Source organism: Vibrio sp. EJY3 (assembly GCF_000241385.1).
Lineage (GTDB): Bacteria > Pseudomonadota > Gammaproteobacteria > Enterobacterales > Vibrionaceae > Vibrio > Vibrio natriegens.
On record NC_016613.1, the window covers coordinates 3292072 to 3308050 of the forward strand.

Consider the following 15979-nt stretch of genomic DNA (forward strand, 5'->3'; position numbering starts at 1 on the left):
TTTAGTTGTATTCAAATACATGAATACTTTGAGAACTTTACAAATAATCTTAAAGATTATTTTGTCAGCTTTCCAAATTGTTAAAGAGCTATGTTTCTTCACAAGGAAGTACATTTTCTAAAGACTTTCAGAGTCAAAAATACCAACCAGTATCAATTGCTTGCTCTGGTTTGGATGTTTTATTCCAAAAATGCTTAGAGAATGGTGGGCGATACCGGGCTCGAACCAGTGACCCCCTGCTTGTAAGGCAGGTGCTCTCCCAACTGAGCTAATCGCCCACATAAGTTTTAATTCTTCGTGGAGAAGAATGGTGGGTCGTGCAGGATTCGAACCTGCGACCAATTGATTAAAAGTCAACTGCTCTACCAACTGAGCTAACGACCCAATGGTATCCCGTAGGGGAGTCGAACCCCTGTTACCGCCGTGAAAGGGCGGTGTCCTAGGCCTCTAGACGAACGGGACACTAAGTTGAACATCTTGGGGGATGTTCTATCTCTTAAACTTCATAAACCATATCAATCTGTGTGGACACTCATCGTGAATAATCATCGTATAAGGAGGTGATCCAGCGCCAGGTTCCCCTAGCGCTACCTTGTTACGACTTCACCCCAGTCATGAACCACAAAGTGGTAAGCGTCCCCCCGAAGGTTAAACTACCTACTTCTTTTGCAGCCCACTCCCATGGTGTGACGGGCGGTGTGTACAAGGCCCGGGAACGTATTCACCGTGGCATTCTGATCCACGATTACTAGCGATTCCGACTTCATGGAGTCGAGTTGCAGACTCCAATCCGGACTACGACGCACTTTTTGGGATTCGCTCACTTTCGCAAGTTGGCCGCCCTCTGTATGCGCCATTGTAGCACGTGTGTAGCCCTACTCGTAAGGGCCATGATGACTTGACGTCGTCCCCACCTTCCTCCGGTTTATCACCGGCAGTCTCCCTGGAGTTCCCGACATTACTCGCTGGCAAACAAGGATAAGGGTTGCGCTCGTTGCGGGACTTAACCCAACATTTCACAACACGAGCTGACGACAGCCATGCAGCACCTGTCTCAGAGTTCCCGAAGGCACCAATCCATCTCTGGAAAGTTCTCTGGATGTCAAGAGTAGGTAAGGTTCTTCGCGTTGCATCGAATTAAACCACATGCTCCACCGCTTGTGCGGGCCCCCGTCAATTCATTTGAGTTTTAATCTTGCGACCGTACTCCCCAGGCGGTCTACTTAACGCGTTAGCTCCGAAAGCCACGGCTCAAGGCCACAACCTCCAAGTAGACATCGTTTACGGCGTGGACTACCAGGGTATCTAATCCTGTTTGCTCCCCACGCTTTCGCATCTGAGTGTCAGTATCTGTCCAGGGGGCCGCCTTCGCCACCGGTATTCCTTCAGATCTCTACGCATTTCACCGCTACACCTGAAATTCTACCCCCCTCTACAGTACTCTAGTCTGCCAGTTTCAAATGCTATTCCGAGGTTGAGCCCCGGGCTTTCACATCTGACTTAACAAACCACCTGCATGCGCTTTACGCCCAGTAATTCCGATTAACGCTCGCACCCTCCGTATTACCGCGGCTGCTGGCACGGAGTTAGCCGGTGCTTCTTCTGTCGCTAACGTCAAATCTATACGCTATTAACGCATAAACCTTCCTCACGACTGAAAGTGCTTTACAACCCGAAGGCCTTCTTCACACACGCGGCATGGCTGCATCAGGCTTGCGCCCATTGTGCAATATTCCCCACTGCTGCCTCCCGTAGGAGTCTGGACCGTGTCTCAGTTCCAGTGTGGCTGATCATCCTCTCAGACCAGCTAGGGATCGTCGCCTTGGTGAGCCCTTACCTCACCAACTAGCTAATCCCACCTAGGCATATCCTGACGCGAGAGGCCCGAAGGTCCCCCTCTTTGGCCCGTAGGCATCATGCGGTATTAGCCATCGTTTCCAATGGTTATCCCCCACATCAGGGCAATTTCCTAGGCATTACTCACCCGTCCGCCGCTCGACGCCGTTAACGTCCCCCGAAGGTTCAGTTAACTCGTTTCCGCTCGACTTGCATGTGTTAGGCCTGCCGCCAGCGTTCAATCTGAGCCATGATCAAACTCTTCAATTTAAGATTTTGTTCGGCTCAATGAATACTGAACATTACATAAAGTAATGTTTGAATTGACTGTGCTGAATCCGAAGATTCAATGGTCACTTCGTATCATTGAAACCTAATTTGAAACCGAAGTTTCTAATTGGATTATCATCAACGAGTGCCCACACAGATTGATAGGTTCTTATTTTTAAAGAGCTTTTCTAACTTACCCAGCAACTCATTTGCTCGTCGTTAGGGGTGCGTATCTTACTCCGCACCGTGAGAGAGTCAAGCATTTTTTCAAATTTCTTTTTTCTCTCATTTCCGACTCGCTGTGTGACTTTCGTCTCACTCCGTGTCGGTGGATGCGCAGTATAGGGAGTTAAGAAATTAGCACAAGCGTTTTTTGCAAAAAAACTTTCAACCGAACAAACAACAAACACTTTGCGCAAATAAAGAACGATTCAGCCTATTTTCTTGGATAAATCGGATCTTTTCTGCTGATCGAGGTCATCCCTTGTTAGAAAAAGCGCCGACTTTTTCCTTTTCACTTATACCTCTATCACCGATTTTTTCGATATCACCGTAAACTTTTGCCATTTAGTGTTAATCACGATGACTACACGGCATACCTTCTGTAGACATTAGGGATACAAAAAAGCCCCTCACTAATAGTGGAGGGCTTATATAGTTATCAGCATTCGTTTATTAAATATCACTCACTGTGAGGAAATTGGCTTGATGCTTGGTGTCATCCACCTTCACGTTACTTTTAAACACTAGCGATTTACACAATACGTACGTCTTTAATGATCTATCTATATAGAGGGCTTGGCGATAGAACTTATCCGCTGACTCTATATCTTGCTCCAACTCCGCATGTTTAGCGCGAATAACATTGGAAAGCACGGAGTCACGTAACTGAAGAGCTTGTGCTAGATATTGCTTTGCCTTCGCTAAATCACCGGCAACTGTTTCATGTAAAGCGAGCGCTTCGTAAATACGAGGCTGAATTTGACCGATAGCCATTTTTGCACCTACTTCCAATGCCTCATGGAGAGCTTGGGTCTGTCTCTTTTTCTGAGCTTGTTCAGGGTACAGTGCTTTTTGTACATAGTAGGCAATCAGCAACTCAGCTTGGACATAAGCATTGTGTGGTTCAATGTCTAAAACGTTTTCCATGAGCTCAATACCATGCTGATACTGATTAGCAGCCGAAATGTTTAAATAATGATGCGCTTGAATAAACAGTTTTAGTGCCTTGGGCGTCATGGGAAGCCCAGCCACCAGCATGGTTGATTTCAGTTTGGCGTCGGGCACACTCAGTATTGTCATCATCCCCAGCGACGCTTGCTGTAAAACCGTCTTTAAATCACGGTCCGCCAAAGTATATAAACGACGAAATAACGCTTTATCAGAGAAACTGGTCCGATACTCGATTTCTAATAAGCGGGCTACATCGCTTTGCCTTATCTTCACCACCACAGATTTACCCGGTTCCGCATCGCTATTTAATGACGAGTTCTTCTGCATCACACGATAGTCACTAACCTGAGCCACATCCGACATTAACTTTTTCGTGATACCGTCAGCTAAGTCATCGCTAACACCTGTATGACTGGCGTTGTTGTGGAGCGTGAATTCAATCAGATGTATGTCGTTGTTTGGGTTATTACTGGCTTCTGGTTGCTTGAAGGTAAACGTGAATATCATCGCAACCACAATACCGATCAAAGGAAGGCTAAATAATCCCTTCCGCCAATAGCGTCCTTGATGTTTTTGTTTAAACTCCCCACCAACCGCATCTGAGTCAGTGGCAAGTTGTGCTTGAGCGTCGTTTGAGTAACAGCCATCTGCTTCTCCAATAAGAGTAGGCAGGTCCTCACGACTAACGCGCATAAACTCTTTTGCCGTTAAGCGTGTGACTTCAGCGACGAGTTTGTACCCTCGCTTGGGCACTGTGATGACATAGCTGGGGTTCTCTTCACGACTATCACGCAATAACTTACGCAGCTCAGAGATAGACTGAGTCACCACTTGGTCGGTGACAGCCGCCCTATCCCAGACCGACTGTATTAACTCTTTGCGTGTGAACACTTGGTTCGCGTTCTTAGCAAAGAAATATAGAAGGTTACTTAATCGTGGTTCGACAGAGGTTTCCCTACCTTTTCGGTAAAGCTTATTTTCACCAACGTCCATCACCCAATCGCTGATTTGAAAATAGACTTCAACCATGTAATTACACTCTCACATCTACCAGGTAAAGCAGCAGAAATGACAAGGACACCATCTCTTACCGTAAATAAAGAGGAGGGATTATAGGGTGGAGGGCGGCTGGTTCCTAGTAAACCATCTAATTCAGATACAATCTGGGCAGAATAAAAAGCCAGCTACTCGAGCGCAGCTAAGATGGAGCAGTGACTCGCATCGTCATCCACATGGCCGCAGCAGGCATCATTAATCTTTTTGAGCGCTCGGCGAATTTTAGTCAGTTCATTAATTTTTTCATCCACCAGCTCTAACTTAGCAGTAGTAATCGCTTTAACCTCGGCGCAGCTGTGCTCTGTCGCTTCTAGTTTTATTTCCAGAAGATCTCTAATCTCACCCAAACTTAAACCAAGCTCTTTGGCTTTGAGGATAAATCGAACCTGCTTTTGATTCTCTTCATTATAGAGTCGATAGCCTGACTCACTTCGTCCCGCTGGCTTAATTAGCCCATTTTTTTCGTAGAATCGTAATGTATCGGCGGTCACACCACAGCGTTTCGCCAGTTCACCTATCTGAAACATAACTGTCCTTATTAACTATCTCGTTACTTTTAAAGCTAAAGATCGACTTTTTTGCAATTATTTTTGAGATGCCAAACGATTGCGCGAGCTTTTTTGTAATAAATTGGTTAGAATACGCGCCATCAAATAGTGGAGACTGTTTTCTGACAGGAAAACGCCTGAAAAGGTCTTTACCAAAACTGGCCAATATTTTACCCCAAGAGGTAAAAACAAGTTCATTTTTGGCAAACATCTTTAACTCCGTGAATTTGAGGAAAATGGAAGCATGAACAACGCTCGTCCTATTCGCCGCGCGCTAATCAGCGTATCAGACAAAACAGGTATTGTTGAGTTTGCACAAGCTCTTGCTGAGCGTGGTGTCGATATCCTATCTACTGGTGGTACAGCTCGCCTACTTGCTGAGCAAGGTATCGCAGTAACAGAAGTCTCTGACTACACTGGTTTCCCAGAAATGATGGACGGTCGCGTAAAAACGCTTCACCCGAAAGTTCACGGTGGCGTATTAGGCCGTCGCGGTCAGGACGATGAAGTGATGGAAAAACACGGCATCAATCCAATCGACATGGTTGTCGTTAACCTATACCCATTCGCAGAAACTGTTGCTAAAGACGGCTGTACTCTAGAAGACGCTGTTGAGAACATCGATATCGGTGGTCCAACAATGGTTCGCTCTGCTGCGAAAAACCACAAAGACGTGACTATCGTTGTAAACGCTTCAGACTACGATCGCGTAATCGCTGAAATGGATGCAAACGACAAGTCTCTGACTCTGGAAACTCGCTTCGACCTTGCTATCGCTGCATTTGAGCATACTGCATCTTACGACGGCATGATCGCAAACTACTTCGGCACTATGGTTCCATCTTACGGTGAGAACAAAGAAGGTGATGAAGAGTCGAAATTCCCTCGCACTTTCAACCAGCAGTTCGAGAAGAAACAAGATATGCGCTACGGTGAGAACAGCCACCAAGCAGCAGCATTCTATGTTGAAGCGAATCCGGAAGAAGCATCTGTATCTACTGCTCGCCAAATCCAAGGTAAAGCACTTTCTTACAACAACATCGCTGACACTGATGCAGCGCTTGAGTGTGTGAAAGAGTTCGACGAGCCAGCATGTGTGATCGTGAAACACGCAAACCCATGTGGTGTAGCACTAGGTAAAGACATCCTGGAAGCGTACAACCGCGCTTACCAAACGGATCCAACATCAGCATTCGGCGGCATCATCGCATTCAACAAAGAGCTAGACGCAGAAACTGCAACAGCGATTGTTGAGCGCCAATTCGTAGAAGTCATTATTGCACCTTCAGTATCAGCGGAAGCTATCGAAGTGGTTGCAGCGAAGAAAAACGTTCGCCTGCTTGAGTGCGGTGAGTGGACAACCAAGACAACTGGCTTTGATGTTAAACGCGTTAACGGCGGCCTGCTGGTTCAAGACCGTGACCAAGGCATGGTAAGCCTGGACGACCTTAAAGTCGTGTCTAAGCGTCAGCCAACAGAAGAAGAGCTAAAAGACGCGCTATTCTGCTGGAAAGTAGCGAAATTCGTGAAATCAAACGCGATCGTTTACGCAAAAGGTGACATGACTATCGGCGTGGGCGCTGGCCAAATGAGCCGTGTTTACTCTGCAAAAATCGCTGGTATTAAAGCAGCCGATGAAGGTCTGGAAGTCGCTGGTAGCGTAATGGCATCAGACGCATTCTTCCCATTCCGTGATGGTATTGATGCGGCAGCCGAAGCGGGCATCAAGTGTGTGATTCAGCCAGGTGGCTCTATGCGCGATGACGAAGTTATTGCAGCAGCAGATGAGCACGGTATGGCGATGATCTTCACAGGCATGCGTCACTTCCGTCACTAATCAGAACATGGCTCTAGGGATGACCTAGGGCCATTTTGATCCGTTTAATTCTTCATTAGTGTTGTCGCTTTTGCTTATCAACATTAATTAAAAAATTTTAATTTTAGAGCAAAGTCAGATTGCCTAGCTCAAGGAAAACACGCTGAGCTTATGGCTATAAGTGAGCATGTTTGACGCTGAAATCGGCAATATGACGAAGCTATCAAAGGTAAAATACAATGAATGTATTGATTATCGGCGCAGGCGGTCGTGAACACGCACTAGGTTGGAAAGCCGCTCAAAACCCAAATGTTGAAACGGTATTCGTTGCTCCTGGTAACGCTGGTACTGCTCTTGAGCCTAAATTGAAGAACGTCAACATCGGCGTAGAAGACACGGCAGCACTGGTTGCATTTGCACAAGAACATGCGATTGAGCTAACTATCGTTGGCCCTGAAGCACCACTTGTAATTGGTGTCGTTGATGCGTTTAATGAAGCTGGCCTGCCAATTTTCGGCCCAACTCAGGCTGCTGCTCAGCTTGAAGGTTCAAAAGCGTTCACCAAAGACTTTCTTGCACGCCATAAGATCCCAACGGGTTCTTACGCTAATTTCACCGAGATTGAACCTGCATTGGCTTACGTTCGTGAGCAAGGCGCACCAATCGTTGTGAAAGCTGACGGCCTTGCTGCAGGTAAAGGCGTTATCGTCGCAATGACGCTAGAAGAAGCGGAAGACGCAATCAAAGACATGCTTGCTGGCAACGCTTTTGGTGACGCTGGTAGCCGTGTGGTTATTGAAGAATTCCTGGATGGCGAAGAAGCAAGCTTCATCGTGATGGTTGATGGTGAGAACGTACTACCAATGGCCACCAGCCAAGACCACAAACGCGTAGGTGACAAAGATACAGGTCCTAACACAGGTGGTATGGGTGCTTACTCTCCAGCGCCAGTGGTTACACCAGAAATCCATAATCGCATTATGGAAGAAGTCATTTACCCAACCGTTCGCGGTATGGCAGCAGAAGGTAACCCATACACAGGTTTCCTATACGCTGGCCTAATGATCGATCAAGACGGCACGCCAAAAGTGATCGAATATAACTGTCGATTCGGCGATCCAGAAACTCAACCAATCATGATGCGTATGCAGTCAGATTTAGTTGAACTTTGTCTGGCAGCTGTGGACAAGAAACTTGACCAAGTGGAATCTAAATGGGATCCACGCGCATCTATCGGTATTGTTCTAGCTGCAGGCGGTTACCCAGCGGCATACAACAAAGGCGATGTAATTTCAGGCCTGCCTCAGACCGAAGTTGAAGGCGAGAAAGTCTTCCATGCTGGTACAGAGAGCAAAGACGGCGATGTCGTGACAAACGGTGGTCGCGTACTGTGTGCTACAGCACTTGGCCATAGCGTTTCAGAAGCTCAGCAACGCGCGTACGAGCTAGCGAAACAGATCAGCTGGGATGGTATGTTCCATCGCAATGATATTGGCTACCGCGCTATCGCACGCGAGCAATCAAAATAAAAACAACATCAGTTGGCTATAAATAATAAGGCGCTTAATGCGCCTTTTTTTATTATTAAAAGCAAGAACGGTTATTCAGCGATGAGTTTAGGTCGCTGAACGCAATCAAACTCATCATCTTTAAGTAAAAGCAATTCATCAACGGTCACTTTATTGCGTGACTCTTTACCAATGAAGGCAATGTAACTATCAACGGAAGCCAATCGGTCAATGACAAATTTCGGCAACGTTTGATTAAACTCTAATGTCGTGAACTCTTTGCCATCACAAACTTCTAAGGATTCCCCATCCCAGTAACCTTGAATCAGGCTCTGGCCGTTGCGAGAGCGCTCTTTGACAGAGGCAACAACATCGTTAGCTTCAGACTTAAAACGTGCTAGCTGGTCACGCTGCAAAGGCAGGACTTTGTTATTAACTCGATATTGCTGATAAACCGCTTCACCATCTTTATTGAATCGGATGTGGATTTGAAAAGGTACCATACCAAGCTTGGCATCAATCTGGTCACCCTTTCGAGTCAACTCCCGTAATTCTCCGGCATCCCAACGATAATCACTCTGGTACCAACCGTAATCACCCGATGTTACATAGTCTGCTGCTGTACTGACTCGGGTAAGTCGTTCCGTCATCCAATACAAACTGCTTGCATCACCTTCGGTTTTACCGCCAGTGAAATGAGTAAATTGTTCTAGATTGGGGGTTTCAACAGATGAACAGCCAACGAGAGAAAGGCTAGCAAGGAGAAGAGAAGTGTATAGCTGTTTTTTCATAAAATTGCACCGAGGCAGGATACCTCGGTGCATTCTAACTTAGTTTACTGATTCTTTCAGTGCTTTACCTGCTACGAATGCAGGAACGTTAGCCGCTGCGATTTGAATCTCATCGCCAGTCTTAGGGTTACGGCCAGTACGTGCAGCACGGTGGTTTACTTTGAATGTACCAAAACCAATTAGTTGAACTTGGTCACCCTCTTTAAGTGCGCCAGTTACACCTTCAAGAGTCGCTTCAAGAGCAGCCTTTGCTTGTGCTTTTGATAGGTCTGCTTTTTCTGCGATAAAGTCGATTAATTGGGTCTTGTTCATTAGGTTTCCCTTCTTATAGGTTATCGAATTCGTCTCACTCTAAAACATAAATGCCCCATCTGGCAAAGGTTTGTAGGTGAACTTTCGATTTTATGACGTACTTTTAGCCATAATATGAGTAATAACTCACAATTTGTTACCACATAGCATCCGAATTCCCTTGCTTTCCAAGGGATTTGGCGCAATTTATATCGCACATACTCGGCTATAATAGCCGCAAACAACTACTATCTAACGACTTTCAAGGGCAACTATGCTGCTGTTATCCATTTATATCTCTATTGCTATCGGCATTTCGTTTATCTGTTCGGTGCTGGAGGCAGTATTACTGAGTATCAGTCCAAGTTACATCGCACAGCTCAACCAACAAGGGCACCCTGCTGCTGAGCAGCTTTCTAAACTTAAATCAGACATCGACCGCCCGTTAGCCTCGATTCTGACTCTTAACACCATTGCACACACGATCGGTGCAGCAACAGCTGGTGCACAAGCTGCCGTGGTATTCGGTAGCGAAGCGCTGGGCATCTTCTCTGCGGTACTGACTTTGGCGATTTTGGTTCTATCTGAAATCGTACCTAAGACAATTGGTGCAACTTACTGGCGCCAGCTCGCTCCAACCGCTGCGGTCGCTTTACGCTGGATGGTATGGGCCTTAACACCATTTGTCTGGTTCTCTGAGCAAATCACCAAGCGCCTGGCTCGCAACCACGTAGCGCCTAAGATGCGTGATGAGTTATCCGCGATGGCGATTCTTGCTCGTGAAAGCGGCGAGTTTGCAGAAGGCGAATCAAAAATTCTGAGTAACCTGCTTGGCATTCAAGATGTACCTGTCACTCAGGTGATGACGCCTCGCCCGGTGGTATTCCGTGTCAACGCGACTAAGACGATTGACCAGTTTTTAGAGAAACACAAAGATACGCCATTCTCTCGACCTTTGATTTATAGCGAGCAGAAAGACAACATCATCGGCTTTGTGCACCGCTTGGAGCTGTTTAAACTGCAACAGTCTGGCAGCGGTCAGAAGAAGCTTGGTGAAGTGATGCGTCCTATTCAGGTAGTTCTGAACAATACAGCGCTACCGAGAGTCTTCGACCAAATGATGACTCACCGCCTGCAATTGGCACTTGTGGTTGACGAGTACGGCACTGTACAAGGCTTGGTAACGCTGGAAGATATCTTTGAGCACCTTGTAGGCGAAGAGATCATCGATGAAGCAGACAAAAGTACAGACATGCAAGAACTGGCGTACCAGCGCTGGGAGAACTGGAAAGAGAAGTACGGCGTAATTGAAAGCCGAGATGATGACGAAGAAGAGACCCCACTGGAGAATCAGGAAACGAAGCCTGAACCAACCGAGGCAACGAAGCCAGACTCCAAGTAGTTTCAATATTTATCGGCAGTCACAGCAAAAAGGCATCCAGTAGGATGCCTTTTTCATATTCTTCGTAGAGGAGTTATAACGCAATACCAATATTGCTAACGCCCTCTTCTCGTAGCTCTTCACGCAGATCTTTAATCAAACCAATATCGCGCTCTGCTGCCTCACGTAATGGACGGAAAATCGCCCACTGAACGTCCCATTCTTCACACACAGCTTGGTTTTCTTTTTGATTGTCATTCGTGATTGGCTCGCTCCCTTGAGCTTGCTCAAGATCCGCAACAGTTTGTACCGACTGTTGGCTCACTTTAATCATTGAGTCAAAAAGGTAGTCGCGATCCAACAGACCATGCAGCAGTGTAGACAACGCCTGACACGCGTCCATTGCTGGGTATACACCGTAAAAATCAAACTCATCGGCACTTGGGAATAACTCTTCTAGTTTTTCTAACTGACGCTCAAAGTTCACTTTCGCGCTCTTAACTGTCAGAATTTCCCATACACTATCAAGAATCGCTCGGTAAGCGCGCGGTTCCGCAAATTCTGTATTCTCACAAAACATTGCGTAGTTTGGATACATGCGCTCGCACAGACACGCCATAAAGGTAATTTGTTGCCAAGGTTCTAGTTTTTCCAAACGAACCTGAAGAGGATTCTTAAGCATAGTCACTCAATCATTGAAGAAAAAAACAGCGAAAGTGTACTTGATTCATCACAGGGAAAAAAGTTAATGCCGCAACCAAATAAGATTTTCCTGCTCTCGGAGCATCAAAGCACCTACCAAACATTGTTGGCAGAGAAAAACCTGCCTGATCTTAGCCTTACGGATAACCCGAATGACGCTCAAATAGTTCTGGCGGATCCACCTCTGCTATCACAAAGGTTAGACGAGTTTTCACAACTTGACTGGGTACAATCCACGTTTGCAGGCGTAAACACCTTGATGTCGCCTGAGTTACGTCAGGATTATACTCTCACAAATGTACGAGGCATCTTTGGCCCGCTCATTGCCGAATATGTGATTGGCTACTGTATTAGCCACTATCGTCACTTTATCCTTTACCACCAGCAGCAACAGAATCGACAGTGGCAGCCACACCTCTATACTTCTCTGCAAAGTAAAAAGATGGTCATTCTCGGCACTGGCAGCATAGGCAGTTACTTAGCCAAAACGGTTAGAGCCATGGGAATAGAGGCCATCGGTGTGAATCGCACCGGTATTCCAACCTCAGGAGGGGAATTTAACCAGACTTTTCATATCAATGAACTTACGAGCGCCCTTAAGCAAGCAGACATCGTCGTCAACACCTTGCCAAGTACACCAGAGACCCTTTACCTGCTTAATAGCGAAACGCTCTGTCATCTAAACCAAGCCATACTGATTAATGTCGGACGCGGGGATGTGCTCGAGGACAAGGGACTCTTACTGGCGATTAAAAACCGCTGGATAGAACACGCGATTCTGGATGTTTTTGAGCAAGAACCACTTCCCAAGGAGCATCCTTTCTGGAGATTGCCGCAAATTACGCTCACACCGCACATTGCCGCTCTCAGCTTCCCGGAACAAGTGGTGGAGATATTTGTCGAGAATTACCTAAACTGGCGAGATGGATTCACACTCAACTACCAAGTCGATTTCGATAAAGGATATTAATTCGTTCATGTCACTAGACGCACTACTGAAGCAAGTTAGAGCCTGTCAGCTTTGCGCCAGCGATTTACCGCTAGGCGCAAACCCTGTCGTACAAGCGGCAAAAGAAGCCCGATTACTGATTATTGGTCAGGCTCCTGGTACTCGGGTCCACAACACGTCCATTCCGTGGAATGACCCAAGTGGTGACCGGCTACGTCAGTGGCTAGATATCGATAAGGACACCTTCTACGACCCGACCAAAGTTGCCATTATTCCAATGGGGTTTTGTTATCCGGGTAAGGGACGATCCGGAGACCTGCCTCCACGTAAGGAATGCGCGCCAGCCTGGCACCAAAAGCTGCTGCAACAACTGCCAAATATCGAACTGACATTACTCATCGGCCAATATTCACAGAACTACTACCTGACTAATAAGCCCAAAACACTGACCGAAACGGTTCAACATTGGCAAGACTGGGAACCGGACTTTATCCCTCTACCTCACCCTTCACCACGCAATACGTTATGGCTTAAAAAGAACCCATGGTTTGAGGCAGACGTCGTCCCTTACCTGCAAAGTCGCATTCATTCGATGCTTTAGGTTACCCATGTTCTAAACACTGCTTTACCTGTACATAGTAAAAAGACACAAGCAGGCCAATAACATAAATAATTGTTTTAACTGAAAATAAAATATCACGCTCAGATTTTGGAGTAATTAGATCATAGTAGGCCAAATACTATAAGAGCTGTACACCGGTAAATTTCAGGCAAAAAAATACCGGCAATAGATGCCGGTATAGATTTCAAAAAATAGGGATTATTTGTGGTACGGCTTAGATAACTCGTGCACTGCTTCCACAAATACGCCTGCGTTTTCTGGCGGAACATCTAGGTGAATGCCGTGGCCAAGGTTAAACACATGGCCTGTGCCCGCATCGCCAAAACCTTCCAGGATGTCAGCAACTTCTTCACGGATACGCTCAGGTGATGCGTAAAGCATTGATGGATCCATATTGCCTTGCAATGCGACTTTGTCACCGATGCGTGCTTTCGCGTCTGCGATGTTGATCGTCCAGTCCAGGCCAACTGCATCACAGCCTGTTGCTGCGATTTGCTCTAGCCACATGCCACCATTCTTAGTGAATAGCGTTACTGGTACGCGACGACCGTCATTTTCACGAATCAGGCCATCAACGATCTTGTGCATGTATTGCAGTGAGAACAAGTTGTAGTCACGAGGAGTCAGTACTCCGCCCCATGTATCAAATACCATCACCGATTGCGCACCCGCTTTGATTTGTGCATTCAGGTATTCAATGACGCTGTCAGCAAGCTTATCAAGCAATAGATGCAGTGTTTGTGGCTCTGCGTACATCATCTTCTTGATCTTAGTGAACGCTTTCGAGCTACTACCCTCAACCATGTAAGTCGCGAGTGTCCATGGGCTGCCCGAGAAACCAATCAGTGGCACTTCACCCTTTAGGTCTTTACGGATCTGACGCACTGCGTTCATCACGTATTGCAGCTCACCTTCTGGATCTGGAAGACCAATTTTTTCCACGTCCGCTTTGCAAGTGATTGGGTTATCAAACACCGGGCCTTCACCCGCAGCAAAGCGCAGACCAAGTCCCATTGCATCAGGGATCGTCAGGATATCTGAGAACAAGATTGCTGCATCAAGAGGAAAACGGCGTAGAGGTTGAAGCGTTACTTCAGACGCCAGCTCCGCATTTTTACACAAAGACATGAAATCGCCCGCTTGTGCACGTGTTGCTTTGTATTCTGGTAGGTAACGACCTGCCTGACGCATCATCCATACTGGCGTGTAATCTACAGGCTCTTTTAGTAGTGCACGTAGATAACGATCATTTTTTAATTCAGTCATTCCGTAATTCCAATTGTTAGGCTTTCTTTGAAAGGGAGTATTCTATCACTGATTTGAAGCCAATAGCTGTGTGCTTTGCAACCTGGATCATGTTATCAACTTTTAAATCAATGCTTAATTTGCACCCAATCCGTATCAGTGTTAAAAATTTGTTCGCTAGCGAAAACTACAATTATAAACTGAGTACCCAGTACTCGGCATCTCATAACGACATCTTACTTACCCCCTCCCTCTCGGAGGGTTTTTTTTATCTATTTGCCCAGGTGATTAGCTTTAATATCTTGCAGAGTTTGCTCTATTAACGCTCGAGCAATCGTGCCTTTTGGAGCGACATCTGGCATGTCATCAACGTTAAACCACTGTGCGTCTGATAGTTCTGTGTAGTCTGGATTCAACTCTCCCGACTCATAGTCGGCCAGAAATGCCATCATCATGCTGGATGGAAACGCCCAAGGTTGGCTACCGAAGTAACGAATATTTTTTACGTATACACCGGTTTCTTCATGTATTTCGCGCGCAACACACTCTTCTAAGGTCTCTCCGACCTCCAGAAAGCCCGCTATGACGGTATACATACCATTTCTATGTCTTGGGTGCTGCGCTAATAAAATCTGCTTATCTTTACGTACAGCGACAATAATGCAAGGGAAGATGCGTGGGTAGTGTAGCGTTCTGCACTCGCCACATTGCATTGCGAGCTGATTATTATTGATGAAGTTCCTTCCCCCGCATTGAGGACAAAAACGCAGACTTTGCGTCATGTGTCCATACTGAATAGCCTTACTTAGCAGCAAAAAGAGCGCTTCAGGGAAATGCAGGCAATCTCGCAATGAAGTCATCGGTAAGTCTTGCTCAAGATCGGCCAGGTTTATCCACATAACCGGATGTTGTTGATACTCACCAATTTTTCTTGCACTCGCCTCCGGCAATGCGAACTGTTCCGCAGAACCAAAAGGAACAGCACCATCCACCAGCCAAATTTCACTTCCTGAAACAACACACCAATGCGCATTTTCTACGCGGTTAACATCACCTTTTCTTAACATGACACCCTCCCTTTGCTTGAAGTTCAACCATTTTACTGGCAATCTAATTTCATACTAGAGTTTATCGTTAGGTAAATATGAAACTATAAATTTTAGTAAGGACAAGAGTTTGTAATAACTTTACTAACTTTGCTATGCAAAGGATACGTTTGCCAAATGGCGAACCGATCATGAGGGCATGGTCATGCTAAAAAAATTCAAACAAACACAAGACCAGTGGGGTGGCTCCAGTGATGTCATTGATCATTGGTTAGAAACGAGACAATCGCTGATCGTTGAATACTGTAAGCTTGCAGCGCTGCAACCTTGTTCGAAAACTAACGTGATTGAACTTCCTACCCCTTCCGAGCTGCAAAACTTCTGCCAACACCTGGTCGACTATATCTCTGAAGGCCATTTCAAAATTTACGATATGGTCATGGATCGATGGAAATCGACCGGCTTTATCGTGACAGACGAAATCAATCAGACGTACGGAAAAATCGTCATTACGACTGAGCCACTGCTGAACTTTAACGATAAATACTCTGAAGTAACAGAAGACGACGAGTTACCAGACTTTAACTCGGATATGTCCCTGGTAGGAGAGATTCTTGAGACTCGTTTCGAAGTAGAAGATCAATTGATTCAACAGATCTCTGATAGTTTAGCAATGCCACCAGGGGCTTAAACGAACTCTGGCTAATCTATAGCAGCTATTGAAATGAAGGGTTGATGTGAAAGC

13 protein-coding genes, 3 tRNA genes and 1 rRNA gene are annotated in these 15979 nt (G+C 46.1%); 6 read left to right on the forward strand and 11 right to left on the reverse strand.

Features of this window, described 5'->3' with window-relative positions:
• Nucleotides 1–202 precede the first annotated feature (202 nt).
• From VEJY3_RS14940 to zntR, 6 genes are all read right to left on the reverse strand, one after another.
• A tRNA-Val gene (locus VEJY3_RS14940) sits at nucleotides 203–278 on the reverse strand.
• Between the two features lie 30 nt (nucleotides 279–308).
• A tRNA-Lys gene (locus VEJY3_RS14945) sits at nucleotides 309–384 on the reverse strand.
• Nucleotides 385–386: 2 nt separating this feature from the next.
• A tRNA-Glu gene (locus tag VEJY3_RS14950) sits at nucleotides 387–462 on the reverse strand.
• A 91-nt stretch (nucleotides 463–553) separates the two neighbouring features.
• A 16S ribosomal RNA gene (locus tag VEJY3_RS14955) occupies nucleotides 554–2106 on the reverse strand.
• Between the two features lie 675 nt (nucleotides 2107–2781).
• On the reverse strand, nucleotides 2782–4308 hold the full coding sequence (gene cadC, locus VEJY3_RS14960; RefSeq protein WP_014233269.1) for a lysine decarboxylation/transport transcriptional activator CadC: 1527 nt from the start codon (nucleotides 4306–4308) through the stop codon (nucleotides 2782–2784).
• Nucleotides 4309–4463: 155 nt separating this feature from the next.
• Nucleotides 4464–4862 (reverse strand): Zn(2+)-responsive transcriptional regulator, encoded by a 399-nt coding sequence (gene zntR, locus VEJY3_RS14965; RefSeq protein WP_014233270.1) that lies wholly within the window; start codon nucleotides 4860–4862, stop codon nucleotides 4464–4466.
• A gap of 265 nt (nucleotides 4863–5127) precedes the next feature.
• On the opposite strand from zntR, the gene purH reads away from it, so the two are divergent.
• The gene (gene purH / locus VEJY3_RS14975) at nucleotides 5128–6720 is read left to right on the forward strand and encodes a bifunctional phosphoribosylaminoimidazolecarboxamide formyltransferase/IMP cyclohydrolase (protein WP_014233272.1); all 1593 of its coding nucleotides are present in this window, start codon (nucleotides 5128–5130) and stop codon (nucleotides 6718–6720) included.
• A 218-nt stretch (nucleotides 6721–6938) separates the two neighbouring features.
• A complete protein-coding gene (gene purD / locus VEJY3_RS14980; protein WP_014233273.1) occupies nucleotides 6939–8228 on the forward strand; it encodes a phosphoribosylamine--glycine ligase in 1290 nt (429 codons plus the stop codon).
• 71 nt (nucleotides 8229–8299) lie between these two features.
• Here the strand turns inward: purD and VEJY3_RS14985 are convergent, their stop codons facing one another.
• Nucleotides 8300–8998, reverse strand: coding sequence for a DUF1481 domain-containing protein (locus VEJY3_RS14985; RefSeq protein WP_014233274.1), 699 nt, complete (start codon nucleotides 8996–8998; stop codon nucleotides 8300–8302).
• Between the two features lie 39 nt (nucleotides 8999–9037).
• The gene (gene hupA, locus VEJY3_RS14990) at nucleotides 9038–9310 is read right to left on the reverse strand and encodes a nucleoid-associated protein HU-alpha (RefSeq protein WP_005433627.1); all 273 of its coding nucleotides are present in this window, start codon (nucleotides 9308–9310) and stop codon (nucleotides 9038–9040) included.
• A gap of 253 nt (nucleotides 9311–9563) precedes the next feature.
• Between hupA and VEJY3_RS14995 the strand changes: the two genes are divergently transcribed.
• Entirely contained in the window at nucleotides 9564–10691 is a 1128-nt protein-coding gene (locus tag VEJY3_RS14995) for a CNNM domain-containing protein (RefSeq protein WP_014233275.1), read from the forward strand.
• A 73-nt stretch (nucleotides 10692–10764) separates the two neighbouring features.
• On the opposite strand, the gene VEJY3_RS15000 is transcribed toward VEJY3_RS14995, so the two are convergent.
• Entirely contained in the window at nucleotides 10765–11352 is a 588-nt protein-coding gene (locus tag VEJY3_RS15000) for a YjaG family protein (protein ID WP_014233276.1), read from the reverse strand.
• A gap of 66 nt (nucleotides 11353–11418) precedes the next feature.
• On the opposite strand from VEJY3_RS15000, the gene VEJY3_RS15005 reads away from it, so the two are divergent.
• Together VEJY3_RS15005 and VEJY3_RS15010 are read left to right on the forward strand one after the other, a co-directional pair.
• Entirely contained in the window at nucleotides 11419–12342 is a 924-nt protein-coding gene (locus tag VEJY3_RS15005) for a D-2-hydroxyacid dehydrogenase (protein ID WP_014233277.1), read from the forward strand.
• A 7-nt stretch (nucleotides 12343–12349) separates the two neighbouring features.
• The gene (locus tag VEJY3_RS15010; RefSeq protein ID WP_014233278.1) at nucleotides 12350–12922 is read left to right on the forward strand and encodes a uracil-DNA glycosylase family protein; all 573 of its coding nucleotides are present in this window, start codon (nucleotides 12350–12352) and stop codon (nucleotides 12920–12922) included.
• 219 nt (nucleotides 12923–13141) lie between these two features.
• Here VEJY3_RS15010 and hemE read toward each other — a convergent pair whose 3' ends face one another.
• Entirely contained in the window at nucleotides 13142–14209 is a 1068-nt protein-coding gene (gene hemE / locus VEJY3_RS15015; protein WP_014233279.1) for a uroporphyrinogen decarboxylase, read from the reverse strand.
• 251 nt (nucleotides 14210–14460) lie between these two features.
• Entirely contained in the window at nucleotides 14461–15255 is a 795-nt protein-coding gene (nudC, locus tag VEJY3_RS15020; RefSeq protein WP_014233280.1) for an NAD(+) diphosphatase, read from the reverse strand.
• A 178-nt stretch (nucleotides 15256–15433) separates the two neighbouring features.
• Between nudC and VEJY3_RS15025 the strand changes: the two genes are divergently transcribed.
• A complete protein-coding gene (locus tag VEJY3_RS15025) occupies nucleotides 15434–15925 on the forward strand; it encodes an Rsd/AlgQ family anti-sigma factor (RefSeq protein WP_014233281.1) in 492 nt (163 codons plus the stop codon).
• Nucleotides 15926–15979: the final 54 nt, after the last annotated feature.